Consider the following 25,384-nt stretch of genomic DNA (forward strand, 5'->3'; position numbering starts at 1 on the left):
CAAATTGTCTAAAAACGCTTGATTTTACAAACGGCAAAAAGCCGTGGCTATACTCGTCTGGCAGACCCATCAACCCGATCTCTACAGGAGTCCATGCAGCATGCGCCCATTTGCCCGTCCCCTACTTGCATCCCTGATCGTGCTGGCCTACGCGGGTTCCGCGCATGCCGACAGCTATTCCGTTGACAACCTCACGCTGTTCTCCGGCACCGCCGCCACCTCGGCCGACGAGGTGCTGCGCCAGAACGCCAGCCGCTACGGCCTGCCCGCCGGCTTGAACAACCTGGGTCTGGTGAAGGTGCAGGAATCGCTCACCGGCAAGCACTACCACTACCAGCAGATGCTGCGCGGACTGCCCGTGGACCGGGCCGAGATCATCGTCTCCATCGGCAAGAACGGCCAGCTGCAAAAGATCTTCAACGAGACCCGCCACATCTCCGACAAGGTGGACGCCAGCGCCGTCAACCAGCTGTACAACCAGGCCCAGATCAGCGAGGACCAGGCATTGGACAAGGCCTGGTCCAATATGAAGGTGCAGCATCCGCTGGTGGCCGCGCCGTCGTCCGAGCTGGTGTGGGTGCCCACCAAGGACGGCGTGCAGCTGGCGCGCAAGGTGCGCATCGAGGCGCAGATGCCGACCGGCGGTTTCGTGCAATTCCTGAACGCGCATGACGGCACGGTGATCGGTTCCTATTCCACCTCGCTGCCGCGCCGCGGCAAGCGCTCGCTGGACGCGCGCGCCGAGCTGGCCGGCCCCGTGCTGGACCGCCGCGCCGCCACCAAGGCGCTCAACGACAGCCAGAGCACGCATGGCCGCCAGGCCCTGCAGGGCGGCGCCGTGGCCACCGCCACGCCGTCCGGCATCAACGGCTCCGGCTACGCCTTCGATCCCGATCCGCGCACCGTGCTCAACACCGACGCGCTGACCGACACCTCGCCCGCCTCCGCCTTCGACGCCGCCTACTCGACCAAGACCCTGCGCGACCTGACGGTGACCGGCGGCGTCTACAAACTGAGCGGCCCGTTCGTCAACCTCAAGGACATCGAGTCGCCGAACACCGCGCCCAGCACCACCAGCAACGGCGTGTGGACGGCCAAGCGCGGCAACGACGCCTTCGACGACACCAACGTCTACTTCCACCTGGACCAGAGCCAGCGCTACATCCAGTCGCTGGGCTTCACCGGCACCAAGTCCATCATCAACCGTCCGCTGGACGTGGACACCAACGGCGTCAACGGCGACGACAACTCGCACTACAGCGGCGGCGCGGCCGGCTCGGACTACCTGGCCTTCGGCCACGGCTGCGTCAACGACAGCGAGGACGCGGACGTCATCCTGCACGAGTACGGCCACGGCATCCAGGCCAACATCAACAGCAGCTGGAGCGGCGGCGACACCGGCGCCATGGGCGAAGGCTTCGGCGACTACTGGGCCGCGTCCTACTCCTACAGCACGCCGAACGGCAAGATCTACCATCCCGAGTGGGCCTTCAGCTGGGATGGCCACGGCGCCTGCTGGGACGGCCGCCTGCTCAACCGCACCGACGCCAAGTACAACGCCAGCAAGACCTACGGCGCGCACCAGTCGGTGACCGAGGGCGGCGTCAGCTTCCAGTCCGATGAATTGTGGTCGGCGCCGCTGTACCAGTCCATGGTGGCGCTGATCGCCGCCGGCAAGCCGCGCGCCAACATCGACCAGATCATCCTGGAAGCGCACTTCGGCCTGGGCAGCAACATCAAGATGCCGGCCATGGCCACCGCCATCGTCAACGCGGCCAAGACGCTGTTCCCGTCCGACCTGAGCTACGCCAACACCTTCCAGGCCAAGTTCGAGGCGCAGAACATCCTGTCGTCGGTGGTCAGCGGCCCGACCATCAGCGAGGTCGAGAGCAACAACACCACCGCCACCGCGCAGGCCATCACCACCGCCGGCACCACGGTCAACGGCACGATGAGCGCCTCGAGCGACGTCGACTACTACAAGATCGTGCTGCCGACCGGCAAAACGCTGACCGTGACGTTGGCCCCGAACGCCAGCTCGGACTACGACCTGGAGCTGTACAACAGCGCCGGCACCAAGGTCGCGTCCAGCACCAACGGCACCGGCGCCACCGACAGCGTCAGCTACGGCACCGCCGGCACGCTGTACGCCAAGGTCATCTACTACGGCGGCGGCACCGGCGCCACCAGCGGCAAGTACACGCTCAAGGCCAGCTGGTAAGCGGCCGCACTGGCTGCCCGCACTGTCTTCCTTTCAACGCCCCGCTCCGGGGCGTTTTTTCGTTGGGCCGCCGAAAACCGCATTACGCTTGAGTGAGATTCAGAATCGGAGCCGGCGAACATGGTAAGCTTCGACCCCGGCGCTATGACAGCGCCCACTTTTCCCACCAACTAACTACTTACTTCATGGATATCGTTCTCGCTCTCAAAGCCCTGATCATGGGCCTGGTTGAAGGTTTCACGGAATTCCTGCCGATCTCGTCGACCGGCCATTTGATTCTGGCCGAACACCTGCTGGGTTTCCACGGCATGGAAGAAAAGATGAAAGTGTTCGAGATCGTCATCCAGGCGGGCGCCATCTTCGCCGTCTGCTGGGAGTACCGCGCGCGCATCGCCGCCGTGCTGACCGGCCTGGGCGACCCGAAGCAGCAGCGCTTCGCCATCAACGTGCTGATCGCCTTCCTGCCGGCCGCCGTGCTGGGCGTGCTGTTCAACAAGGCCATCAAGGCCAAGCTGTTCGCGCCGGTGCCGGTGGCGCTGGCCTTCATCATCGGCGGCCTGGTGATCCTGTGGGTGGAAAAACGCGAGAAGGCCAATCCGGCCATGGCCCGCATCAATTCGGTGGACGACATCACGCCGGCGGACGCCATCAAGATCGGCATCGCCCAGGCGTTCGCGCTGATCCCCGGCACCAGCCGCTCCGGCGCCACCATCATGGGCAGCATGATCTTCGGCCTGTCGCGCAAGGTGGCCACCGAGTTCTCGTTCTTCCTGGCGATCCCCACGCTGCTGGGCGCCACCGTGTATTCGCTGTACAAGGAACGCGCGCTGCTGTCGGCCGCCGACCTGCCGCTGTTCTCGATCGGCACCGTGGCGGCCTTCGTCTCGGCCTTCCTGTGCGTGCGCTGGCTGCTGCGCTATATCAGCTCGCACACCTTCACCGCGTTCGCGTGGTATCGCATCGCCTTCGGCCTGATGGTGCTGGCCACCGGCTACACCGGTGTCATCGTCTGGGCCGACTAACATCTTTGCAGTAGAAACGAGTAGTAGAAATGGATCATCAGGAAAATAACGAGCGCGCCCTTCATCTGCTGCAAACCGTGTTCGGCTACCCAGCCTTCCGCGGCCAGCAGGCGGAGATCGTCGGCCATGTCAGCGGTGGCGGCGACGCGCTGGTCCTGATGCCCACCGGCGGCGGCAAGTCGCTGTGCTACCAGATCCCGGCGCTGGTGCGCGACGGCGTTGGCGTGGTCGTCTCACCGCTGATCGCGCTGATGCAGGACCAGGTGGACGCGCTGGCCGAGGTGGGCGTGCGCGCCGCCTTCCTCAACTCCACCCAGACCTACGAGGAAGCGTCGCGCATCGAGCGCCAGGTGCGCATGGGCGAGATCGACCTGGTCTACGTGGCGCCCGAGCGCCTGATGACGGAGCGCTGCCTGAACCTGTTCCAGGCGTCGAAGATCGCGCTGTTCGCCATCGACGAGGCGCACTGCGTATCGCAATGGGGCCACGACTTCCGGCCCGAGTACATCAAGCTGTCGGTGCTGCACGAGCAGTTCCCCAACGTGCCGCGCATCGCGCTGACCGCGACCGCCGATCCGCAGACCCGCGCCGAAATCATCCACCGCCTGCAGCTGGGCGACGCGATGCAGTTTGTGTCCTCGTTCGACCGGCCCAACATCCGCTACCAGATCGTCGAGAAGGCCAACGGCCGCAAGCAGCTGCTGGACTTCATCACCACCGAGCATGGCGGCGACTGCGGCATCGTCTACTGCCTGTCGCGCAAGAAGGTCGAGGAGACCGCCGAGTTCCTGAACGAGAACGGCGTGCGCGCCATGGCCTACCACGCCGGCATGGACCACGCCAAGCGCGCGGCCAACCAGGCCAAATTCCTGCGCGAAGAGAACATCGTCATGTGCGCCACCATCGCCTTCGGCATGGGCATCGACAAACCCAATGTGCGCTTCGTCTGCCACCTGGACCTCCCCAAGAGCATCGAGGGCTACTACCAGGAGACCGGCCGCGCGGGCCGCGACGGCGAGCCGTCCAGCGCCTGGATGGCCTACGGGCTGCAGGACGTGGTGCTGCAGCGCCGGATGATCGACGAGTCGGAGGCCGACGAGACCTTCAAGCGGGTGCTGGGCAACAAGCTCGATGCGATGCTCGGCCTGTGCGAGACGCTGAGTTGCCGGCGCGTGCGCCTGCTGGACTACTTTGGCGAAGCTTCCGGCCCTTGCGGCAATTGCGACACCTGTCTGATTCCGCCGGTGTCCTTCGACGGCACGGTGCCGGTGCAGAAGCTGCTGTCGGCGGTGTACCGCGTCGACCAGCGCTTCGCGGCCGGCCATGTGATCGAAGTGCTGCGCGGCGTGGAGACGGACCGCATCAAGACCTGGCACCACGATTCGCTGTCGGTGTTCGGCATCGGCGCCGACCGCAGCGAGCAGGAATGGCGCGCGATCCTGCGCCAGGTGATCGCGCTCGGGCTGGTGACGGTGGACCATGAACAATACAGCTCGCTCAAGCTGACCGACGCCGCGCGTCCGGTGCTCAAGGGCGGGCAGAAGGTGCAGCTGCGCCAGTACCAGAAGCCGGTCAAGCAGAAGAGCCCGAGCCGCGCATCGAAGGGCTATGTGGAGAGCGACCTGTCGCCGCGCGAACAGGCCATCTTCGACAAGCTGCGCTGGTGGCGCGTGGAGACCGCGCGCGCGCACGACGTGGCGGCCTACATCATCTTCAACGACGCCACGCTGCGCGAAATCGCCAAGGCCCGCCCCACCACGCTGTCCGACCTGCGCGGCATCTCCGGCGTCGGCGAGAAGAAGCTCGCTTCCTACGGCGACGAGATTGTCGCCATGATCAGCGAGATGGAATAGTTAGCGGAAGGCGATGCTGATATTCCTGGCATCGACCGCTTTGCTTTCGTCGTACTCGACTGAGCGGGCCGAATCCGTTTGAGGAATTTTAGTGCAACTGCTTTTTAGTTGCAGTACACTCCCTTCATTGGCATAATTTTATGTCCAGAAAAGAGAAACTCTACAACAAGCTACACAAAGTGCCGCCTCCAACTGATTTCACGTGGGAGGAGCTGGTCACTTTGATGCGTCAGCATAATTTTAGCGAGAGTTGCGATGGCAGTTCCCACTATGTGTTTGAGCACATCACAGGATACCGGTTCACGATGTCGAAAACTCATCCTTCAGGCCTGCTGAAAATTTATCAGGTAAAGCGCGCACGCGAAGCCATAGCCGCCTGCAAGGATCGCGTCTGAGGAAGATCATGACCAAACCGACTTTTTCACACAAAGGCTATCACGGCACCGGCGAGATCAGCACTGAGGATAACTGCCTTCATGGCAAGGTTTTATTTATCGATGATCTGATTACCTATGAAGGCGAAAATCCAGGCGAACTGAAACAAGCCTTCATCGACGCCGTGGACCGATATATCGATTATTGCGAACGTACCGGCAAGCCAGCAAATCGCCCATACAGCGGAAGCTTTAACGTACGCGTTGGGTCAGACGTTCACCGGGACGCATGTTTAGCCGCCTCCGAATCTGAGCAGTCGCTAAATGAATTTGTTCGCGACTGCATTGTCACTTGCCTGACTCAACGTCAATCTGTCGCTTAAGAGACGCGCACGAGGTTGTGCGTCGACAGCGGGCCGAAAGGCAGCGATGCCAGCGGACCACCCACATCCAGCGCGCCCAGGTCGACCGGGAAGAAGCCGGCGCCTTCCATGATGGCGCGCACTTCGGCCTTCGCGGCCGCGTCGTCGCCCGAGTAGAACAGCACACGCTTGCCGCCCGCCGTTTCAGGCTCCTTCAGCACGTTGACGTCGTTGTGGTTGAAGGCCTTGACCAGGCGCGCGCCGGGAACCAATTGCCGGATGACCTGGCTGGAGTGCTTGCCGCCCAAATCGACCGCCTTGATCCCATACGCCGCCAGCGGATTGCTGGTGTCGTTCGCGTCCGGCGAGGTAGCCGGATCGAAGAACTCCACCGGATTCGTGCCGTCGATGACGATGCGGCCATTCCATGCCGGCAGGCTGCCCAGCACTCTCTCCGCGTCGACCCAGCGCACCGCCACCAGCACGATGTCGGCGCTTGCCGCCTCCTCCACGGTGCCCGCCTTGATGGACGGTCCCAGTTCCTTCACCAGGTCGGCCAGCGAGGCAGGCCCGCGGCTGTTGGAGATGGTGGCCGCGATGCCTTGTTTGGCCAGAATGCGAGCGAAGTTGGAGCCGAGGGCGCCCGAGCCAATGATACCGATAGTCATGATGTTTCCTTTGAAGGTTAAGTGTATAAACTGTTTGCCGAGTTGAAGTCTAGGGCTGGTTGGCTTCTAGCGTTAGTAGCAACCGGCTATAATCAGTTTCAATCAATACTTGAAAGCAAAGTCGTGGAAACCCTGGCCAATCTGGAATCCTTCGTGCGCAGCGCCGAGAGCGGAAGCTTTTCCGCGGCGGCCCGCCGGCTTGGCCTGACGCCGGCGGCGGTGAGCCGCAACGTCGCGCTATTGGAGCGCAACCTGGGCGTGCAGCTGTTCATGCGCAGCACGCGCGGCCTGACGCTGAGCGAAGCGGGCGAACGTTTCCAGCAATCGGTGCAGGGAGGGCTCGACAGCATCCAGGGAGCGATCGCCGACATCAAGGTCAACGCCGGACAACCGGCCGGCGTGTTGAAGCTGAGCGCCGCGCCGGGATTCGGCATGGACTACCTGCTGCCGCTGATGCCGGCGTTCCTCGAACGTTATCCGGGCGTGATGCCGGACTGGGTGTTCGACAGCCGTCCGCTGGACCTGATCGCCGGCGGCTTCGACGCGGCCATCGGCGCCGGCTTCGAGCTGCCGCCGGGGATGGTGGCGCGCGAACTGGCCCGCATCCATCTGATCGCGGTGGCGGCGCCCGCGTTATTGCAGGGCAAGCGCCGCCCCAAGGATCCATCCGGACTTGCCGAGTTCCCCAACGTGGTGATACGTTCGCCGTTGACGGGCCGTTTGCGCACGCAGGTCATGCGCAATCACGCCGGCGCCGAAGTCACGGCGAAGCAGCGGGCCGTCATGCTGGTCAACGATCCGGATGCGCTCAGCCGCGCCGTGGTGCTGGGCCTTGGCGTCGGGCTGATACCGGTGCCGCACGCGGCGCCGCACCTGGAAAGCGGCGCGCTGGTGCGCCTGCTGCCAAACTGGTATGGCGATGTCGGGGCGGTCTCCCTATACTTCACCAGCCAGAAGCTGCTGCCGGCGAAGACGCGCGTCTTTATCGATTTTGTTGTCGAGGCATTCCGCGCGCAGAATATAGCGCGGCTGCTCTCCGCCAAATGACATCAATCCTGGACCGGGAATTTCAGTAGTCTCGAAATAGCCTCGGCCGGCAGCGGCTTGCTGAAAAAATTACCCTGCAAGATCTCGCAGCCTTCGCGCCTGAAAAACGATACCTGCTCCGGCGACTCCACCCCTTCGACGATGATCTTCAGCCGCAGGGTGTGGGCCAGCGTGATGATGGCGCTGACCACCGCGCAGCTGTCCTGGTCCGCAGGAATGCGCTCCAGGAAGGAACGGTCGAGCTTGACCTTGTCCACCGGCAGCCCGCGCAGCTTGCTGAGCGACGAATAGCCGGTCCCGAAGTCATCGATGGCGATGGTGACGCCCAACGAGCGCAAGCGCGCCAGCATCGTCGATCCCGGCCCATCGCTCTCGACGGCCTGGTTCTCCGTGATCTCGATCTCGATGTCTTCACCATCCAGCTTGTTTTCCCTCAGGATGCGCTCGATATGCTCGGACAGTTCGGCATACAGCAGCTCGCGCGGACACAGGTTGATGCACATTTTAAAATCGGTCAGGCCCTGGGCCTGCCATTTGCCGAACTGCGCGCACGCCTCCGTCAGGACCCATAGGCTGAGCTCCAGCATCTGGCCCGAGTCGATCGCCAGCGCGATGATTTCCTCGACGGGCCGATTGGCCAGCGCCGCGTCCTGGCAACGCAGCAGCGCCTCGACCGCCACAATGTTCCCGCTGCGGGCATCGACTTGCGGCTGGTAGTGCAGCCGAAACGCGCGCGCCTTCACTGCGCGCTTCAGACTGGCGATCAGTTGGGCTTTGTTGTGCGCCTCGGCATCAAGTTGTTTGGAGTAATAATGGTAGCCGCCATGACTGCGCTCATTCTTGACCTTGTAAAGCGCCAGGTCAGCCTTGCGCATCAGCTCGTCATGGTCGCCGGCATCGTCCGGAAAGACCGCGATCCCGATGCTGACGCCGATGACCACTTCATGGCCGTCGATTTGAATCGGGTTCGACAGCGTCTCGATCAGCTTGATCGCCAGGCTGGCGCCGGTTGCGGGTGTCTGCACATTGGCCTGCAACACGACAAATTCGTCGCCGCCCAGGCGCGCCACGAAGTCGGAGTCGCGTATGGCCTCGCGAATGGAGCGCGCCACCTGCTGCAACAGCCTGTCCCCGGCCTGATGCCCCCAGCGGTCGTTGATCTGCTTGAAGTTGTTCAGATCCATCATATGGATCAGCAGCAGATTGCCATTGCGAAGCGCCGCCGCCGACATCTCGCTCAGCCGCTCCTCCAGCTCCGAACGGTTGCCCACACCGGTCAACAGATCGATCCGCGCCATTTGCGCACGCTCCGCTTCAGCGCGCCTGCGTTCGGTCTCGTCACGAAGAATTTTCAGGTATCCCGTGATCTCGCCGTTGAAATCCCGGATCGGGGTCATCACCCCATCGGCCCAAAAGACGGAGCCATCCTTCCGGCGGTGCCAGCGGACATCATCGCTTCGGCCGATGTCGCGCGCATATGTCAGCTCGCGCATGGGCACGCCATCGGCGTTGTCTTCCGACGTGAAGATGAGGGCAAGCGGCTTGCCAACGATCTCGTCGGGCGCATAGCCGAACACCAGTTCCGCGCCCTTGTTCCAGGAGACGATACTCCCCTTGGGGTCGGTGGTGATGATCGCATATTCAGTTGCCGATGCGAATATCGCATCCAGCAAGCCAGGGTTGGCTTTGTCTGTGGGTTTAAGTGGAAGCTTGGCGCGTTTCTTTTGGGTGGACATGAGGACCTCCCGCTACGGACAAGCAGCCAGACTAGCGCAATCGGACGGCGCGACGTATAAGCGAAATCAATATCGACTCGCATTTCCACTGCAGTGGGACCACGCCTGTTGAACGGCTGGGTTAAACTTGGCTGTATCGTTTCCGACACCCCATCCAGGACGTGCCATGCATGCATCAATTATTTTTAATCGCTCCCTCGGCCAGCTGGCTGGAATTGTTGAAAAAGTGAAGGGCAGGCCGGAGCTCCTCGGCGCCCGGCTGCATGCCGGCATGTTGCCGTTCGCCTCGCAGGTGCGGGCCACCTGCAATTTTGCGCTGCGCGGCTGCTGCCCTCTGGCCGGCCTGCCGCCGGCCAGCTTCGACGGCGCGGAGCTGTCCTTCGCCGCGCTGGCCAGGCAACTCGACGACACCATCGCCTTCATCGCCGCGATTCCACTGCGGCAGTTCGAAGGCCCGGCCGACCGCCTGTGCCGCGACCGCGCCGGCTTCGCCGACATCGCACTGCCGGCCGACGAATACCTGAACCTCTACATCCTGCCCAACTTCTACTTCCACTTCAGCATGGCCTATGCGATCGCGCGCAGCCAGGGCGCGGACATCGGCAAGCAGGACTTCGACGGCTACCACCTGTACGCGCCGGGCTTCTCGTTCGAAACGCCTAGGCCGTAACGATTCCGCGGTAACGGCTGGGCGGCGCGCCAACCGCGTCGCGGAAGCGGTGGCTGAAGTGGCTCAGGTCCGCGTAGCCGCAGGCGTCGGCGACCTGCTGCAAGGGCTGGTCGGTGGTCTTCAACAGCCGTCGCGCATGCTCCACACGGCGCGCCGCGATCCACGCCGACGGCGGCATGCCGAACGAGATCCTGAACATGCGCGCCAGGTGGTACTCCGACATGCACGCCAGCTGCGCCAGCATGCCCAGCGAGATGTTCCGCGCCAGGTTAGCCTCGATGTAGTCGGCCAGGCGGCGCCGCACCACCGGCGCCAGGCCGCCGCGCACGCGCTGCTGATGCTGCGGCATCGATTGCGACAGCAGCAGATGGCTCAGGGTCTCGTGCACCGTCTCGTTGGCGCGCAGCTGGCCGTCCGCGCCTTCCCACGACATGTTCGCCAGCCCCGCGCACAGGCGGCCGATGCGCTCATGTTCAAAGTAGGTGCGGTCGGCCAGCGTGATCTCGCGCGGTTCGCGGTCCAGCTCCACCACCGCGCGCCGCGTGAAGTGCTCGGGCAGGAAGTAGACATGCAGGAAGCGCAGCGGCCCGCGCACCGTCCAGCTGGACTCGTGCCAGTCCGGCAGCGTGCATAAGCGCTCCGGCGCGCCGTACAGGCCGGGCAGCTCGTCGCGCTCGGTGCGGTAGCCGCCGCCCATGTAGTAGGACAGCGTGTGGTGGCCCGGCTTGGAGTAGCTGGTTTCGGCGACCTCGGTGTCGCGGCGCCAGATCGCCACCGCCAGTTCATCGCCCAGCCAGGCGAAGCGCTCCAGCACCGCGTCGGTCTCGGACATGGTGCGGAACACGGCGTGCGAAATCAGCCCGTCCGGCGCGCGGGCGGGGGAGGCATCGGTGGCGGTGGAAGGGCGGGCTGGCACGGCGCAAGCAATCAGTAAGAGTTGGCTGAAAGTCTAGCACGGAGCGCGCCCTCCCCGCCGGCGGCGCGCCAATTTGCGCAATTCCAGACAAGCGCCCGCGCCACGCGCGCGGCATGCTGACGGCATGAATATCTTCCTCTACCTGCTCACTGTCCTGATCTGGGGTACCACCTGGATCGCCATCACCTTCCAGCTCGGCTTGGTGCCGGCGCCGGTGTCGATCGCCTACCGCTTCTGGCTGGCCGCCGCCGTGCTGATGGGATTTTTGCTCGTCACCCGCAAGCCGTGGTGGCCGCCGCGCCAGGCGTGGCGCTACCTGTTCGCACAGGGCCTGGCGCTGTTCTGCCTGAACTTCCTGTGCTTCTACTACGCCAGCCAATGGATCACCAGCGGGCTGGAAGCGGTGGTGTTCTCCACCGCGCCGATCTGGAACGCCATCAACGGCCGCATCTTCCTCGGCCGGCCGATACGCCGCCAGGTGATGATGGGCGCCCTGCTCGGCCTGACCGGCATCGTGCTGCTGTTCGCGCCGCAGATGGCCGGCCACTGGAACGACAGCAAGGTGATGATGGGCCTCGCGCTGACCTTGGGCGGCACGCTGTGCTTCTCCTGCGGGAACCTGCTGTCGAGCCGCATGCAGTCGCTGGGCCTGACGCCGTGGCTGACCAACACCTGGGCCATGCTGATCGGCTCCACCACGCTGGGCGTGGCGGCGCTGGCGCTGGGCATGCCGTTCGCGCTGGAGCCAAACACGCGCTACGTCGGCGCGCTGCTGTACCTGGCGATCCCCGGCTCGGTGATCGGCTTCACCGCCTACCTGTTGCTGGTCGGCCGCATCGGACCGGACCGCGCGGCCTATTCCACGGTATTATTCCCCATCGTGGCACTGACCATTTCAACGATCTACGAAGGCTACCACTGGACGCCGACGGCGCTGGCCGGGCTGGCGCTGGTCCTGGCGGGGAACCTGCTGGCGTTCCTGCCGCTGGCCCCGCGCGCCAAGGTGATGGGAGCCGCATAACACAGGGAACCGCATGAACCGATACGTCGCCGCACTCACGCTGGCATTGGCAGGACCGGCGGCAATCGCCGCCGAGGCCCCGGCGGACACCGTCTACCGCAACGGCTACATCTACACCGTCGACGCGAAGGACAGCGTGCGGCAGGCGCTGGCAGTGCGCGCCGGCCGCATCGTCTACGTGGGCGACAACGCCGGCGCCAAGCCGCTGACCGGCAGGAAAACCAAGGTCATCGACCTGCACGGCCGCATGCTGATGCCCGGCCTGATCGACGGCCATATGCATCCGCAGTCGGGCGGCAGCCGCCTGCTCAACTGCAGCCTCGATTACGAGGCGCTGACGGTGGCGCAGTTCCAGTCGCGCATCCAGGCCTGCCTGGACAAGGACAAAAAGTCCGGCGCCAGCCGCTGGCTGGTGGTGGTGAACTGGTTCCAGCAAGGGATGCTGCCGGACGGCGTGGAAACCACCGCCGCCACGCTCGACGCGCTGAAGACCGAGCGCCCCGTCATCGTGCGCTCCTCCTTCGGCCATTCGGCGCTGCTGAACTCCAAGGCCGTGCAACTGGCCGGCATCCAGCGCGACACGCCCGATCCCGCCGGCGGCAAGATCACCCGCGACGCCAAGGGCGACGCCACCGGCCTGCTGGAAGACGCCGCGCAGGACATGGCAATGAACCTGCTGCCGCCGCTGACCGTGGCCGAGAACCTGGCCGCGTCCAGGGCGGCGCTGGCGGCGATGCGCAAGCAAGGCATCACCAGCTTCCTCGACGCCTACACCGATCCCGAAACCATGACCGCCTTCGCCGACCTGCACAAGCAAGGCAAGCTGACGGCGCGCGCGCACTTCGCGGTGCTGATCGACCTGGATAAAGGCGCCACGCCGCAAAGCGCGGTGGCCGAGCTGCTCAAGCAGCAGAAGCAGTTCGACCAGGGGCCCACCCGCGTCGCGCCGTCGATGCAGGTGCGCCACGCGAAGCTGTTCATGGACGGCGTGATCTCGGCGCCGGCCTTCACGGGCGCCATGCTGGAGCCCTACCTGGTCAACAAGGGCACGGCGGACAAGCCGGACTGGCAGCCCGGGCCCAGCACCGGCCCGGCCAGCTACTTCTCGTCCGAAGCGCTGAAGGCCACGCTGTCCGAACTGGCCAATGCCCACATCGATCCGCACATCCACGTCGATGGCGATCGCGCCGTGCGCGAATCGCTGGACGCCATCGAATACCTGCGCTCCACGCCGGCCGGCAAGGAAGTGCGCCCCGCGCTGGCGCACGACGAAATCGTCGCCCCGGCTGACTACCCGCGCTTCGCCAAACTGGACGTGACGCCGGTGCTGTCCTTCCAGTGGGCGAAGCCGGCGCCGGACACCGTGGGCGCGCTGAAGGATTACATGGGCCCACAACGTTACGCCCTCGTCGAGCCGCAGGCGCCGCTGCTCAACGCCGGCGCGCGCATCGCCTTCGGCAGCGACTGGCCGGTCGATCCGCTCGACGAATGGTTCGCGCTGAAAGTCGGCGTGACCCGCACCGCCGCGCCCAACGCCGGCAAGGAATACGCCGGCACGCTGGGCACGCAGCCCGGCATGCCGCGCGCCGCCGTGCTGCGCGCCATCACGCTCAACGCCGCCTACACGCTGCGCCAGGAAGACCTGACCGGATCGCTGGAGCCGGGCAAGCTGGCCGACATGATCGTATTGGACCGGAACTTCTTCACCATTCCGGCCGAGGACATCGCCAACATCAAGGTGCTGCAGACTGTGGTGGGCGGCAAAATTGTGTATCAGGCCAAGGGCATGCGTTAAGATGTCGGCCTTTAGATAAAAGGCATAAACAAGCCCGCCATGGAACTCGCCATCTCCCTGCTGATCATCGCCGTCACCGGCCTGGTGGTCTACGCGATCATCAAGACCAATCCGGCCAAGCCGATGCCGCTGCCGGCGCGTCCCGCCACGCCCTACGAGCCCAAGCTGCCCGAGGGCGCGCCCGCGCTGCACTGGTCCGACGACGGACGCTTCCTGGTCGAGGTGGTGAACGAATCGCGCTACCAGGCCACGCTCAAGGCGCTGGCCGGCGCGCATGGCGACAGCAACGCGGCCGCGCCCTACCTGGCGACGCTGGTGCCGGACGACGTCAATCCATATGAAAGCGCCGCCGTCGCGGTCTTCCTCGACGGCCGCATGACGGGCTACCTGTCGCCCAAGGCATCGGTGGCCTTCCGCGCGCTGCTGAAGCACGAGGAGATCGAAGGCCGCACCACGACCTGCGACGCGCAGGTGCGCGGCGGCGGCGTGTGGCAGAACGGTCGCCTGGCCTACGTGGTGGTGCTGGACATGGAGCAGCTGGAGAAGTGATGAAGGCGTTCGCATTGTCCCTGCTGGCGGCGGGCGCCGTGTCGGCGCAGCCGGTGCCGCCGCTGGTGCTTCACTACGCGCAAAGCCCGCCGCTGCAATACGCCGACACGCGCGGCGTACTGACCGGCCACGCCGCCAACCCCGCCATTGCCGCGCTCAAGGCGGCCGGCATTCCCTTCGTCGTGCGCCAGACGCCCGCCAAGCAGCAGCTGGTGCTGATGCAGGACGCCGCGCAGGAACCCGCCTGCATGCTGGGCTGGTTGCAGACGCCGGAGCGCGAACGCATCGGGAAATTCTCGGAAGTGGTGTATGAGGACAAGCGCCCGTTCGCGCTGACCTGGAGCGGCAATCCCGCCATGCACGACGAGGAGCCGTTGAAAGATACGCTGACCGACCAGCATCTGCGCGTGGTGGTGAACAAGGGCGTGTCCTACGGCGTGGCGATCGACCGCGGCCTGCTGCGCTACAAGACGCCGGCCATCCCCAGCGCGGCCGACACCCAGCAGCTGCTGGACATGCTGCGCCGGCACAGCATCGATTACTTCTTCATCACGGAAGAGGAATTGGAGGAAGCGGTCAAGGCCTCGGGCTATCCGGCCTCGCACTACAAGCGGATCTACTTCTCCGACCTGTACAAAGGCTACGAGCGCCGCCTGTGGTGCGGCAGGTCGGTGCCGGACGAGACGTTCAAGCGCTTGAACGCGGCCATCGTCCGGCTGCGCAAATAACTATTTTTTGGTGAAGACCAGGTCCCACACGCCGTGGCCCAGCTTCAGGCCGCGGTTCTCAAACTTGGTCAGCGGACGATAGGCCGGCTGCGGCGCGTAGCCGTCGGCGGTGTTCTGCAGGCCCTCTTCCGCGCCCAGCACTTCCAGCATCTGCACCGCGTAGTCTTCCCAGTCGGTGGCGCAATGCAGGTAGCCGCCCACGGCCAGCTTCCGCACCAGCAGCTTGACGAACGGCGGCTGGATCAGGCGGCGCTTGTTGTGGCGCGCCTTGTGCCACGGGTCCGGGAAGTAGATATGCACGCCGTGCAGCGAGCCGTCCGGGATCATCTGGTTCAGCACTTCGACCGCGTCGTGCTGGATCGCCTTCAGGTTGGTCAGGCCCTGTTCCTCGATCAGCTTGAGCAGGCTGCCCACGCCGGGCGTGTGCACTTCCACGCCGATGAAGTCCTTCTCCGGCATCACGCCGGCGATGTGCGCGGTGGTGCCGCCCATGCCGAAGCCGATCTCCAGCACCACCGGCGCCTTGCGGCCGAAGGCCTGCTCATAATCGAGCGGCGCCTTGGCGTATTCGATCATGTACTTCGGGCTCAGTTCCTCCAGCGCGCGCGCCTGCGCGGTCGACAGGCGGCCGGCACGCGTGACGAAGCTGCGGATGCGGTGTTCGGTCGGGTCGTAGAGCATCGGCCGCGCTGGGCCGTCTTTAGGGGTATCGGAAGACATGGGATGAAGTGAGTCGGTGAACAATGAGGCAGCATTATATCAGTCCCCCCTAACCGCCCCTCCGCTTCAGCTAATGATTGACACTCCGTTTGAGTTGAGGTCTAATCAAGGGAAGCGGCGTGAAATCGTTTTCAAACGTCAAAATGCCCCTATTCCACACCCGTTAAACCTCAAAACGACCTCACATGACCGATTTCACGCAATTTCCGCCCTCGTTTACCTGGGGCGTCGCCACCAGCGCCTTCCAGATTGAAGGCGGCGCGGCCGACGACGGCAAAGGCCCGTCGATCTGGGACACCTTCAGCCACACGCCGGGCAAAGTCATCGACGGCAGCAACGGCGACGTCGCCTGCGACCACTACCACCGCTACCCGGAAGACGTGGCCATCATGGCCGGCCTGGGCGTGGACGCCTACCGCTTCTCGATGGCCTGGTCGCGCGTGCAGCCCACCGGCAAAGGCGCCTGGAACGAAGCCGGTTTCGCCTTCTACGACCGGCTGCTGTCCGAGCTCGAAGCCAAGGGCATAGACGCCCACGCCACCCTCTACCACTGGGACCTGCCGCAAGGCCTGCAGGACGAAGGCGGCTGGCTCAATCGCGACACCGCCTACCGCTTCGCCGACTACGCCGCCGAAGTGGCGCGCCGTTTTGGCTCGCGCTTGAAAACGATTGCAACGCACAACGAGCCGTGGTGCACGGCCAACCTGGGCTACGGCAACGCGCAGTTCGCGCCGGGCGTGGCGGACCTGAAGCAATCGATCCAGGTTTCGCACCACCTGCTGCTGTCGCACGGGCTGGCGATGCAGGCGATGCGCGCGGTGGGCAGCCCGGCCAAGCTGGGCATCGTGCTCAACCAGTGGACCGCCGACCCGGCCACCGACAGCGCGGCCGACAAGGCGATGGCCGAATTCGAATACGCCCGCTCGGTGCAGTGGTTCATGGACCCCATCTTCAAGGGCAAGTACCCGGAACTGGCGCTGCAGGGCCACGGCGACAATGCGCCGGTGATCCATGAAAACGACTTCAAGGATATCCAGCACAAGATCGACTTCCTCGGCGTGAACTACTACTTCCGCGCCTACTGCTCGGCCGAGACCCCGCCGCGCCAGCCGGAAGCGAAGCTGGGCACCACCGACATGGGCTGGGAGATCTTCCCCGACGGCCTGACCGAGCTGCTGCTGAAACTGAAGGCGGAATACGAGCTGCCGCCGATCTACATCACCGAGAACGGCATGGCCAATCCCGACGTGATCGTCGACGGCGAGATCCCGGACGAGGCGCGCATCGATTTCGTGCAGCGCCACCTGAAGGCGCTCAACGACGCGCGCCTGAAGGGCGTGGACATCCAGGGCTACTTCCTTTGGAGCCTGCTCGATAACTTCGAATGGAACTCCGGCTACGCCAAGCGCTTCGGCATCGTCCACGTGGACTACGCGACGCAGAAGCGCACCTTGAAGCACAGCGCGCACTGGTATCGCGAATACCTGCTCAAGCAAAGGCCGCAACGCACCGCGCACGCGGCCTGACAGCAAACGTTTTAATCCCGCCGGCGCAGATGCCGGCGTTTTCCTTTCTACAGGCCACAGAGCCTGATGCTTTACACTCCGACGAGAACAACGAGGACGACACCATGCAAACCGCACCATCCGCCGTGCCACAAGAGGCGCCGGCATCCGCCGCCGCCAGCCAACCGCCATCGCTGCTGCGCGCCATGTTCGCGCGCGGCACGCCGATGCTGTGGGTCCCCAGCGGCTATTTCGCCATGGCGCTGACCTACATGATGCTCACCAGCGTCACCTCCATCATGTTCAAGAACCTGGGCATGGACAACGGCCAGGCCGCGCAATACGCCAGCTACCTGATCCTGGCCTACACCATCAAGCCGCTGTTCGCGCCCTTCGTTGAAATGTACCGCACCAAGAAGTTCTTCGTGCTGTGCGCGCAGCTGATCATCGGCCTCGGTTTCGCCGGCGTGGCGCTGGCGATGTCGCTGCCGGACTACATGGTGGTGATGGTGTTCATGTTCGGCGTGCTGTCGCTGGTCGGCGCCACGCAGGACATCGCCTCCGACGGCGTGTATGTCACCTCGCTGGACGCCAAGACGCAGTCGCTGTTCTGCGGCATCCAGAGCCTGAGCTGGAACATCGGTCCCATCGTCGCCTCGGGCGGCATGGTGTACCTGAGCGGCTGGCTGCACACGCACTACTTCCATCACCAGGCCGGCGTGTTCGGGCCGGAATGGATCGACTCGTGGCGCATCATCTTCTTCATCGTCGCCGCCATCACCATCGTCGCCGCGCTGTGGCACATGCGCGTGATGCCCGATGGCGCCAAGGCGGAGAACGCGCCGGCCTCGGTGGCCGATGCGGCCTTCATCCTCAAGGATTCCTTTGTCACCTTCTTCCAGAAGCGCGACGTGTGGTTGATGGTGCTGTTCGCGTTCCTGTTCCGGCTCAGTATCGGGCTGCTGGAAAAGATCGGCCCCTTCTTCATGGTCGATCCGGTGGCGCAGGGCGGGCTGGGATTGTCGAACGAGATGCTGGGCCTGATCTACGGCACCTACGGCCTGATCGCGGTGCTGCTTGGCTCCCTGCTGGGCGGGATCTTCGTCGCGCGGCGCGGGCTGCCGGCGACCTTGTTCCTGCTGTGCTGCGCGGTCAACATCCCCAACGTCACCTTCCTGTTGATGAGCATCTACCAGCCGCACGACCTGCTGGTGATCAGCGCCGGCGTGGCGATCGAGAAGTTCTTCTTCGGTTTCGGTTCGGTGGGCTTCATGATCTACCTGATGCAGCAGCTGGCGCCGGGAAAATACACCACCACGCACTACGCGTTCGGCACGGGACTGATGGGTTTGTGCATGATGGTGACGGGCGTCGTCAGCGGCCACCTGCAACAGGCGCTGGGCTATGTGCACTACTTCTGGCTGGTGATGGCCGCGACCATCCCGTCGTTCATCGTCACCTGGTACGCGCCGTTCCACAACAAGGACTAGGGAGTGGATGATCGGGCACAGTCAGCGCTCGTGCTGGTTATGTGGGCAAACATCAGACCTGGGCCAGGCCACCGTCAACCGCGAAGTCAATGCCGTTGACATAGCTGGCGTCGTCGGAGGCAAGGAAGACTGCGGCTTTCGCGATTTCATCGGGATCCGCCACGCGCCCCATCGGGACCTGGGCCGCCAGATAGTCCAGCAGGCCCTGTTGTTGCGCAGCGTCCGGACCTGCCAATTCAACCAGGCCAGGCGTTTTTACCGGCCCAGGGCTGATCGTGTTGAAACGGATATTGCGATCCTTTACGTCCAGAATCCAGTTGCGGGTCAGGGCTCGCACAGCAGCCTTGGACGCGGCATAGACGCTGAATGCCGCCGTGCCGGTGTGCGCCGCAGACGATCCGGTCAAGATGACCGAGGCGCCGTTGGATAGAAGAGGCAAGGCTTTTTGCACGGTAAAGAGCACGCCTTTGACATTGCGGCCGAAGGTGTCGTCAAACTGGTCCTCGGTGATCGCGCCCAAGGGCAGCATGGAGCCGCCGCCGGCATTCGCGAACAGGACATCGATACGTCCTTTGCTTTCCTCAATGCGCTTGAAAAGCGTGTCCAGTTCCGACAGATTGGATGAATCGATACGGACGCCGGTGGCATTGCCCACTGCAGCAACTGCCGCCTCCAGTTCCTTCTCGCGCCGGCCTGTGATGAAGACATGCGCGCCTTCGCTGGCAAAGCGCTTGGCCGTTGCCAGGCCAATGCCAGACGTGCCGCCGGTGACGAGGGCGATTTTTCCGTTGAGTTTTTGCGACATGGTAGTTCTCCTTGCTGGGTTGTTTGAACAATTGTTTTGCTCGGTTGGCAGGAGGAAGCTTATCGGGTTCGATATTGTTTTAAAATAGCAAGAATTGAAAACGATCGTTGCATAATTGTCGATGTCGAAAATTCCTGATTTTGAAGGCTTGGCCATGTTTGCCAAAGTGGTGGAGGAGCGGTCATTTGCTGCTGCCGCCAGAGCAATGGATGTGTCTGTCGCTACCGTGTCGCGGGCGGTTGGCCGTCTCGAGGAGCGCTTGGGCGCCCGCCTTTTCAACCGGACATCGCGCCAGCTGGCCTTGACGGAATTTGGTCGCACGATCGCGGAAAGCGCCACGCGCATCTACCGGGATGCGGAAGAAGTGGAAGGCGTGGCGAGGGAACTGTCCGTGCAGCCGCGTGGCCTGATCCGGCTCGCGGTGCCGATGTCGTTTGGACTGAAATGGGTGGCGCCGCTTTTGCCGGAGTTTTTATCCGCTTATCCCGACGTATCGATTGATTTGCACTTATCCGATGCGACGGTCGACTTGGTGGGGGAAGGCTTCGATGCGGCGCTGCGCATTGCCGTGCTGCCAGATTCCTCCCTGGTGGCGAGAAGATTGTGCCCTGTTTCCAGAGTCATTGTTGCGGCGCCCAGTTACCTTGAGCAGCACGGCCGGCCCAAGCATCCAAAAGACTTGAATCCTCAGCATTGCCTTGGCTATGCCTACCGCGCGCGCAATGACGTATGGCGTTTGACGAATAAGAAGGGCAAGGAAGAAACCATTGTGCCGGAAGGACGCCTGCGGGTAACGAATTCGGACGCCATGATCCCTACCATTCTCGCGGGACTGGCGGTGTCGGAACTGCCTGAGTTTATCGCCGCGGAATATATACGGAGCGGGCATTTGGAAGTCATTCTGGCAGACTGGGTGATGGCTAAGGGAGGATTGTATTTCGTCACTCCGACGTTGAAGAGCCGGCCAGCCAAAGTGGAAGTACTCGCACGCTTCTTTATCGATCGCCTGTCGCAGCCCGAATGGCTCATTGCAACAGGGCCGTGAAGAACCATAAAAAAACCCCTCGGCCTTTGCAGGACGAGGGGCAGAAGAGCACTACAACACTGGGACTACATGAAAAACTCTTTGCTTAGAACGACTTGCCGACGTTGATGCCGAAGGTGCGCGGCGGCAGGTACTGCGCTTGCCATGGACCGTTGGCGTTCATCGCGCTGGTCTTGATCTTCGCGTCTTCCGCGTTGCGGATGTAGGCGTCGAAGTACCACTTCGAATCGGCGTCGAAACGCAGGCCAAGGTCGGTGCGGGTGTAGGCCTTCTGCTTGTCCGGCTCACCCAGATTGAACACGCTCAGCCAGCTGGCCGTCTCGTAGTGCGCGCTGATGCGCGGGACCAGCGTGCCGTTGGCCAGCGCGAAGCTGTGCTGGTACATCATCTGCGCGCTGAACTTCGGCGAGTGCGGCATGGTGTTGCCGGTCACGTCGAGGCAGGTGCTGATGCCAGGCACCGAGCACGCCGGCAGCACGTAGTCGTTGCTGCCGCCGATCAGGTGCTTGAGCGTGGCGTTGGTGTACGCCGCCGTGAACTGCACGCGGTCATCACGCGTGATCTTGGCCGCGATCTCCGTCTCCAGGCCCCATACCTTCGCGCCTTCCGCGTTGCTGGTGGCCAGGCCGCGGGTGCCGTCCGGGTTGGTGACCGGTGCGCTGAACTGGAAGCCCTTGAACTTCTCGTAGTAGGCCGAATTGTTCATCCGTACCGTACCGCCGAGGAAGGTGCTCTTCGAACCGATCTCGTAGTTGGTCAGCGTCTCGGAGCCGTATGGCACGCCGCCGTCCTGCAGGCCGCCCGACTTGTAGCCGGTCGACACGCTGGCGTAAACCATGTTGTTCTTGTCGATCTCGTAGCTCACGCGCACCAGGCCGGTCAGCTTGTGGTCGTTGAACACGCCGTCGTTGCGCTGGTAGGTCGAGAAGCCGGTGCCGCCGCCCAGGGGATTCATCGAAGGGCTCACCGGAATCTGCGGCGCGGTGTTATCGCTCCAGCCGTTGTTGGTGCCGCCGATGTTCTTGCGCTCGTCCGAGGTGTAGCGCAGGCCGCCGGTCAGGTGCAGCGCGTCGCTGGCGTTCCAGGTGGCCTGGCCGAAGACTGCCTTCGAGTCCACGGTCTCCTTCGGCTGGATGAACGAACCCTGCCAGCTCACGGTGCCCTGCTGGGTGCCGTTCATGATCGGGATGTCGAAGCGGATGCCGTTGTCCTCGTTGGCGTAGTACAGGCCAAGCAGCCAGTCCACATCGCGCTTGCCGGTCGACTGGATCTCCACCTCATGGCTGTAGTTCTTGTACTTGGACCAGACGGTGTTGTTGGCCTGGTAGTTGCCGCCGCTGGTGAAGCTGGTCGGCAGCGTGGCGCCGCCATCCTGGTCGAAGGTCGAGGAACCGTTGAAGCGCGAGTAGCCGGCGATGTAGGCCAGGCTGATGTCCGGGTTGATCTGGTAGTCGACGCGGCTGCGCACCGAGTGCGAATCGCGGTTCACGCTCGGCGCGGTGTCGATCAGCGCCGACCAGAAGTCCTGGCCCGCGCGCGGGTTCTGCATCAGGTTCATGCTCGGCGTGCCGCGGTCCATATAGTGCTCGTACGCGACGTTCCACTTCAGGCCCGGCGTCGGCTGCCACAGGAAGCTCAGGCGTGCCGCGCTCTGGTCCTGGGCGCTGTACTTCTGCGCGTTGTTGACGTACAGGTTGGTGTTGATCGGCTGGAAGGCGATCGGGTTGCCCGGGTTCTTGGCGTTCCAGGCGGCGATGACCGGATCGGCCGCCGCGTGCTGCGCCGCCAGCGACAGGTTGGGCGGGGTCTGGTAGCTGACGTAGCCGTTGTGCTGCTCGTGCACCACCGCCACGCGCATCGCCATGGTGTCGTTGATCGGGATGTTGACCGCGCCGCGTGCACCCAGGCGGGCGTAGTTGCCGTAGCCGGCTTCGAAGTTACCGGCGCTGCTGCCGATTTCCGGCTTCACGGTCTGCATGTTGACCGCGCCGACGCTCGAGTTGCGGCCCCACAGCGTGCCTTGCGGGCCGCGCAGCACTTCGATCGCCTCCAGGTCGAACAGCAGCGCGGTCGCGCCTTCCGGACGCGGCGAGTAGATGCCGTCGACGAAGCTGGCCACCTCGGGATCGGCGTATTCGGTCTTGGCGCTGTCGTTGCCGATGCCGCGCAGGGTCATGGTGATCACGCCATGGTCGCCCTGGCCGGTGGCGGCAAAGCTGGGCACCAGGTTGACCACGTCCTGCAGCGTCTGGACATGGTTATCGTCCAGCACCGCGGCGTTCAGCGCGGTGACGGCCACCGGCGTTTTCTGCAGCGAGGTGGAACGCTTGGTCGCGGTGACATACACCTCGGTGATGGTCGAGGAAGTCTTGTCGGCGGCGGCCGACTGCTCGGCGGCTGGCGCGTCGGCGGCGGCGGCATAGGCGCCGGCGCTGGAGCCGGCGATCAAGGCGAAGATGGCCAATTGGATCGGGGACGGCAAGCGCTTCCCGGACTGCGGTACGTGGACGTTCATTTAGGTCTCCTTTTACGTAGCGATCGCCGGAAAGAGGCGCGCCACATTTTCATCGTGGATTGATTCCGTTGTATGAAAACGTTTTCAAATCTCTTGAAATCGATTTCCTTATTTGTGAAATCGATTTCATGGTACATAATTCAAATCCCAGATGTCAATTTAAAAATTGTAGCGGCGTTGTTTCTTCGGCATGCGGCAGCGCGGCCGCCGGAGCGCGCACGCCACCGACGGAGACCGGAGCACCGATGAAAACCACTGCAATCAAACATGTCCTGATCGTCGGCGGCGGCACCGCCGGCTGGCTGACCGCGGCCTTCCTGGCCCGCACGCTGGGCGCCGGCGCCGACCCGGACAGCGTGCGCATCACGCTGGTGGAGTCGAAGGAGATCGGCATCATCGGCGTGGGCGAAGGCACCTTCCCGTCGATCCGCGGCACGCTGGCGGCGATCGGCATCGACGAGGCGCGCTTCATCCGCGAGTGCAATGCCACCTTCAAGCAGGGCATCAAGTTCACCGACTGGGTGCGCGCACCGGGCGCGCCGGGCAACGACCACTACTTCCATCCCTTCAGCCTGCCCAGCCAGCGGCCCGGCGGCCCCGAGCTGCTGCCCTACTGGCTGCAGGGCGCGGCCGCGCCGGGCGCGGGCTTCGCGGCCGCCGCCACCATGCAAAAGCGCGTGGCCGACGCGGCGCACGGGCCCAAGCGCTTCAACGACGCCGACTTCATGGGACCGCTGAACTACGCCTACCATTTCGACGCCGGCAAGTTCGCCGTCCTGCTCAGCACCCACGCGCAATCGCTGGGCGTGCGCCACGTGCTGGCCACGGTGGAACGGGTGGCGCTGGACGAACAAGGCGCGATCGGCGCGGTCCACACCAAGGAGGCGGGCGCGCTGACGGCCGACCTGTACATCGACTGCACCGGCTTCCGCGCCGCGCTGATCGGCGAGGCGCTGGGCACGCCCTTCCGCAACATCAAGGACACGCTGTTCGTCGACCGCGCGCTGGCGATGCAGGTGCCGTACGCCACGCCCGACGCACCCATCCCCTCCTACACCATCGCCACCGCGCACGAGGCGGGATGGACCTGGGACATCGGCCTGCAGCAGCGGCGCGGCATCGGCTACGTCTACTCCAGCCGCCACACCGACGACGCCCGTGCCGAAGAAGTGCTGCGCCAGTACATCGGCCCGGCCAGCGACGGCCTCAATCCGCGCCAGCTCAAGCTCAACGTCGGCTACCGCGAGCAGCACTGGGTCAAGAACTGCGTGGCGGTGGGCTTGTCGGGCGGCTTCCTGGAGCCGCTGGAATCGTCCGGCATCGGCCTGATCGAGACGGCGGCCTACCTGGTCGGCTACCTGTTCCCGCACGACGGCGACCTGGCGCCCGTGGCCAGGGTGTACAACGAGATGATGAAGGCGCGCTACGAGCGCATCGTCGATTTCGTCAAGCTGCACTACTGCCTCACGCAGCGCCGCGACAACGCCTTCTGGACCGACAACACCGACCCGGCCAGCATCCCGGAATCGCTGCGCGACAAATTGTCGATGTGGCGCAAGCGCGCGCCGCACCGCATGGACTTCGTGGTGGACCTGGAGATGTACCCGCCATCGAGCTGGCAGTACGTGCTGTACGGGATGGAATACCCGACCGCGCAATACGCCAACGCCCGCACGCTGCCGCGCTTCGAGGAGGCGCGCCGGGAGTTCCAGATGATCGAGCAGATGTCGCACCGGGCGGTGGCCGACCTGCCCACGCACCGCGCGCTGGTCGAGCACTTCCTCCAGCGCGGCGAGCGCAAGACCGCCTGAGCGCGATTTTCCGATCAAAACGCGCCCAGCGTACGGGCGCTAACATACGCGCGCCGCGTTGCACAGCATGATGGTCTCCGCCATACCACCTACAGGAGACATCATGCATACACAACCACTACATGCCGCCACCATGGCCGGCCACGAACTCGGGGATGGTTACGTCGCCGGTGTCTCGTGGGGCGCCGTGTTCGCCGGCGCCGCCGCGGCGGCCGCGCTGTCCTTCATCCTGCTGATACTGGGCGTGGGCCTCGGCCTGTCCTCGGTATCGCCCTACCAGTACAACGCCGCGCCGCTGGGAAACGCCGCCATCGCGTGGCTCGCCTTCATGCAGCTGGCGGCCGCCGGCACCGGCGGCTACCTGGCGGGACGCCTGCGCGTCAAGTGGGCCGGCATCCACGGCGACGAGGTGCACTTCCGCGACACCGCGCACGGCCTGCTGGCCTGGGCGGTGGCCACGCTGGTCACCGTGGCCGTGCTGGGCGGCGGCACGCGCGCTGTGCTCAGCGGCGCCATCGACTCGGGCGCGGC

The 25,384-nt window shown here is 64.3% G+C and carries 21 protein-coding genes and 1 pseudogene; 16 read left to right on the forward strand and 6 right to left on the reverse strand.

Going from position 1 to position 25,384, the window contains the following annotated elements:
- Window positions 1-100 precede the first annotated feature (100 nt).
- The 5 genes from GTP90_RS24125 (at window position 101) to GTP90_RS24145 (ending at window position 5,853) form a co-directional block, all read left to right on the forward strand.
- Complete coding sequence (locus tag GTP90_RS24125; protein WP_161085925.1) at window positions 101-2,221, forward strand: M36 family metallopeptidase; 2,121 nt, start codon at window positions 101-103, stop codon at window positions 2,219-2,221.
- A gap of 185 nt (window positions 2,222-2,406) precedes the next feature.
- On the forward strand, window positions 2,407-3,243 hold the full coding sequence (locus GTP90_RS24130) for an undecaprenyl-diphosphate phosphatase (protein ID WP_161085926.1): 837 nt from the start codon (window positions 2,407-2,409) through the stop codon (window positions 3,241-3,243).
- 29 nt (window positions 3,244-3,272) lie between these two features.
- Window positions 3,273-5,096, forward strand: a complete 1,824-nt coding sequence (recQ, locus tag GTP90_RS24135; RefSeq protein WP_028819648.1) for a DNA helicase RecQ — start codon at window positions 3,273-3,275, stop codon at window positions 5,094-5,096.
- 140 nt (window positions 5,097-5,236) lie between these two features.
- On the forward strand, window positions 5,237-5,491 hold the full coding sequence (locus GTP90_RS24140; RefSeq protein ID WP_161085927.1) for a HicA protein: 255 nt from the start codon (window positions 5,237-5,239) through the stop codon (window positions 5,489-5,491).
- An 8-nt stretch (window positions 5,492-5,499) separates the two neighbouring features.
- Window positions 5,500-5,853, forward strand: a complete 354-nt coding sequence (locus GTP90_RS24145; protein WP_161085928.1) for a type II toxin-antitoxin system HicB family antitoxin — start codon at window positions 5,500-5,502, stop codon at window positions 5,851-5,853.
- Here the strand turns inward: GTP90_RS24145 and GTP90_RS24150 are convergent.
- On the reverse strand, window positions 5,850-6,500 hold the full coding sequence (locus GTP90_RS24150; RefSeq protein ID WP_161085929.1) for an NADPH-dependent F420 reductase: 651 nt from the start codon (window positions 6,498-6,500) through the stop codon (window positions 5,850-5,852). The two genes, GTP90_RS24145 and GTP90_RS24150, sit on opposite strands and share 4 nt — an antisense overlap.
- Window positions 6,501-6,623: 123 nt before the next feature.
- Here GTP90_RS24150 and GTP90_RS24155 point away from each other — a divergent pair, with 123 nt between their 5' ends.
- Window positions 6,624-7,547: a LysR family transcriptional regulator gene (locus tag GTP90_RS24155; protein WP_161085930.1), complete on the forward strand. Its 924-nt coding sequence runs from the start codon at window positions 6,624-6,626 to the stop codon at window positions 7,545-7,547.
- 2 nt (window positions 7,548-7,549) lie between these two features.
- Here GTP90_RS24155 and GTP90_RS24160 read toward each other — a convergent pair whose 3' ends face one another.
- The gene (locus GTP90_RS24160; RefSeq protein WP_161085931.1) at window positions 7,550-9,283 is read right to left on the reverse strand and encodes a putative bifunctional diguanylate cyclase/phosphodiesterase; all 1,734 of its coding nucleotides are present in this window, start codon (window positions 9,281-9,283) and stop codon (window positions 7,550-7,552) included.
- Between the two features lie 166 nt (window positions 9,284-9,449).
- Between GTP90_RS24160 and GTP90_RS24165 the strand changes: the two genes are divergently transcribed.
- Window positions 9,450-9,953, forward strand: a complete 504-nt coding sequence (locus GTP90_RS24165) for a DUF1993 domain-containing protein (RefSeq protein WP_161085932.1) — start codon at window positions 9,450-9,452, stop codon at window positions 9,951-9,953.
- Here GTP90_RS24165 and GTP90_RS24170 read toward each other — a convergent pair.
- Window positions 9,943-10,869: an AraC family transcriptional regulator gene (locus GTP90_RS24170; protein ID WP_161085933.1), complete on the reverse strand. Its 927-nt coding sequence runs from the start codon at window positions 10,867-10,869 to the stop codon at window positions 9,943-9,945. The two genes, GTP90_RS24165 and GTP90_RS24170, sit on opposite strands and share 11 nt — an antisense overlap.
- Before the next feature lie 124 nt (window positions 10,870-10,993).
- Here GTP90_RS24170 and GTP90_RS24175 point away from each other — a divergent pair, with 124 nt between their 5' ends.
- From GTP90_RS24175 to GTP90_RS24190, 4 genes are read left to right on the forward strand one after another with little or no spacing between them, the layout of a single operon-like run.
- The gene (locus tag GTP90_RS24175) at window positions 10,994-11,890 is read left to right on the forward strand and encodes a DMT family transporter (protein ID WP_161085934.1); all 897 of its coding nucleotides are present in this window, start codon (window positions 10,994-10,996) and stop codon (window positions 11,888-11,890) included.
- A gap of 13 nt (window positions 11,891-11,903) precedes the next feature.
- Entirely contained in the window at window positions 11,904-13,685 is a 1,782-nt protein-coding gene (locus GTP90_RS24180) for an amidohydrolase (protein ID WP_161085935.1), read from the forward strand.
- Window positions 13,686-13,724: 39 nt separating this feature from the next.
- The gene (locus GTP90_RS24185; protein ID WP_161085936.1) at window positions 13,725-14,234 is read left to right on the forward strand and encodes a hypothetical protein; all 510 of its coding nucleotides are present in this window, start codon (window positions 13,725-13,727) and stop codon (window positions 14,232-14,234) included.
- Window positions 14,234-14,962 (forward strand): transporter substrate-binding domain-containing protein, encoded by a 729-nt coding sequence (locus GTP90_RS24190; RefSeq protein ID WP_161085937.1) that lies wholly within the window; start codon window positions 14,234-14,236, stop codon window positions 14,960-14,962. The genes GTP90_RS24185 and GTP90_RS24190 overlap by 1 nt, the downstream gene beginning before the upstream one ends.
- On the opposite strand, the gene trmB is transcribed toward GTP90_RS24190, so the two are convergent.
- Window positions 14,963-15,643, reverse strand: a complete 681-nt coding sequence (trmB, locus tag GTP90_RS24195; RefSeq protein ID WP_161085943.1) for a tRNA (guanosine(46)-N7)-methyltransferase TrmB — start codon at window positions 15,641-15,643, stop codon at window positions 14,963-14,965.
- Window positions 15,644-15,867: 224 nt separating this feature from the next.
- Here trmB and GTP90_RS24200 point away from each other — a divergent pair, with 224 nt between their 5' ends.
- A complete protein-coding gene (locus GTP90_RS24200) occupies window positions 15,868-17,208 on the forward strand; it encodes a GH1 family beta-glucosidase (protein WP_161085938.1) in 1,341 nt (446 codons plus the stop codon).
- Window positions 17,209-17,312: 104 nt separating this feature from the next.
- Window positions 17,313-18,677 (forward strand): MFS transporter, encoded by a 1,365-nt coding sequence (locus GTP90_RS24205; protein ID WP_217432031.1) that lies wholly within the window; start codon window positions 17,313-17,315, stop codon window positions 18,675-18,677.
- A gap of 52 nt (window positions 18,678-18,729) precedes the next feature.
- On the opposite strand, the gene GTP90_RS24210 is transcribed toward GTP90_RS24205, so the two are convergent.
- Window positions 18,730-19,482 carry an SDR family NAD(P)-dependent oxidoreductase gene (locus GTP90_RS24210; protein ID WP_161085939.1) on the reverse strand — a complete coding sequence of 251 codons (753 nt, stop codon included), beginning with the start codon at window positions 19,480-19,482 and terminating at the stop codon, window positions 18,730-18,732.
- A 121-nt stretch (window positions 19,483-19,603) separates the two neighbouring features.
- Here GTP90_RS24210 and GTP90_RS24215 point away from each other — a divergent pair, with 121 nt between their 5' ends.
- Window positions 19,604-20,527, forward strand: coding sequence for a LysR family transcriptional regulator (locus GTP90_RS24215; RefSeq protein WP_161085940.1), 924 nt, complete (start codon window positions 19,604-19,606; stop codon window positions 20,525-20,527).
- Window positions 20,528-20,612: 85 nt separating this feature from the next.
- Here the strand turns inward: GTP90_RS24215 and GTP90_RS24220 are convergent, their stop codons facing one another.
- Window positions 20,613-23,042 (reverse strand): TonB-dependent receptor, encoded by a 2,430-nt coding sequence (locus GTP90_RS24220; protein WP_161085941.1) that lies wholly within the window; start codon window positions 23,040-23,042, stop codon window positions 20,613-20,615.
- Window positions 23,043-23,287: 245 nt separating this feature from the next.
- Between GTP90_RS24220 and GTP90_RS24225 the strand changes: the two genes are divergently transcribed.
- On the forward strand, window positions 23,288-24,853 hold the full coding sequence (locus tag GTP90_RS24225) for a tryptophan halogenase family protein (RefSeq protein WP_161085942.1): 1,566 nt from the start codon (window positions 23,288-23,290) through the stop codon (window positions 24,851-24,853).
- A gap of 103 nt (window positions 24,854-24,956) precedes the next feature.
- Window positions 24,957-25,384 (forward strand): annotated as a pseudogene (locus tag GTP90_RS24230) (hypothetical protein); the annotation flags it as partial.

The sequence above is a fragment of the Duganella vulcania genome (assembly GCF_009857655.1).
GTDB classification, from domain to species: Bacteria; Pseudomonadota; Gammaproteobacteria; order Burkholderiales; family Burkholderiaceae_D; genus Rugamonas; species Rugamonas vulcania.

Bases quoted from the DNA above. Each gene is read 5' to 3' on its own strand.
- GTP90_RS24125 (WP_161085925.1), top strand. From the start codon at position 101: ATGCGCCCATTTGCCCGTCCCCTACTTGCATCCCTGATCGTGCTGGCC.
- GTP90_RS24130 (WP_161085926.1), top strand. From the start codon at position 2,407: ATGGATATCGTTCTCGCTCTCAAAGCCCTGATCATGGGCCTGGTTGAA.
- recQ (WP_028819648.1), top strand. From the start codon at position 3,273: ATGGATCATCAGGAAAATAACGAGCGCGCCCTTCATCTGCTGCAAACC.
- GTP90_RS24140 (WP_161085927.1), top strand. From the start codon at position 5,237: ATGTCCAGAAAAGAGAAACTCTACAACAAGCTACACAAAGTGCCGCCT.
- GTP90_RS24145 (WP_161085928.1), top strand. From the start codon at position 5,500: ATGACCAAACCGACTTTTTCACACAAAGGCTATCACGGCACCGGCGAG.
- GTP90_RS24150 (WP_161085929.1), bottom strand. From the start codon at position 6,500: ATGACTATCGGTATCATTGGCTCGGGCGCCCTCGGCTCCAACTTCGCT.
- GTP90_RS24160 (WP_161085931.1), bottom strand. From the start codon at position 9,283: ATGTCCACCCAAAAGAAACGCGCCAAGCTTCCACTTAAACCCACAGAC.
- GTP90_RS24165 (WP_161085932.1), top strand. From the start codon at position 9,450: ATGCATGCATCAATTATTTTTAATCGCTCCCTCGGCCAGCTGGCTGGA.
- GTP90_RS24175 (WP_161085934.1), top strand. From the start codon at position 10,994: ATGAATATCTTCCTCTACCTGCTCACTGTCCTGATCTGGGGTACCACC.
- GTP90_RS24180 (WP_161085935.1), top strand. From the start codon at position 11,904: ATGAACCGATACGTCGCCGCACTCACGCTGGCATTGGCAGGACCGGCG.
- GTP90_RS24185 (WP_161085936.1), top strand. From the start codon at position 13,725: ATGGAACTCGCCATCTCCCTGCTGATCATCGCCGTCACCGGCCTGGTG.
- GTP90_RS24190 (WP_161085937.1), top strand. From the start codon at position 14,234: ATGAAGGCGTTCGCATTGTCCCTGCTGGCGGCGGGCGCCGTGTCGGCG.
- trmB (WP_161085943.1), bottom strand. From the start codon at position 15,643: ATGCTCTACGACCCGACCGAACACCGCATCCGCAGCTTCGTCACGCGT.
- GTP90_RS24200 (WP_161085938.1), top strand. From the start codon at position 15,868: ATGACCGATTTCACGCAATTTCCGCCCTCGTTTACCTGGGGCGTCGCC.
- GTP90_RS24205 (WP_217432031.1), top strand. From the start codon at position 17,313: ATGCAAACCGCACCATCCGCCGTGCCACAAGAGGCGCCGGCATCCGCC.
- GTP90_RS24210 (WP_161085939.1), bottom strand. From the start codon at position 19,482: ATGTCGCAAAAACTCAACGGAAAAATCGCCCTCGTCACCGGCGGCACG.
- GTP90_RS24215 (WP_161085940.1), top strand. From the start codon at position 19,604: ATGTCGAAAATTCCTGATTTTGAAGGCTTGGCCATGTTTGCCAAAGTG.
- GTP90_RS24220 (WP_161085941.1), bottom strand. From the start codon at position 23,042: ATGAACGTCCACGTACCGCAGTCCGGGAAGCGCTTGCCGTCCCCGATC.
- GTP90_RS24225 (WP_161085942.1), top strand. From the start codon at position 23,288: ATGAAAACCACTGCAATCAAACATGTCCTGATCGTCGGCGGCGGCACC.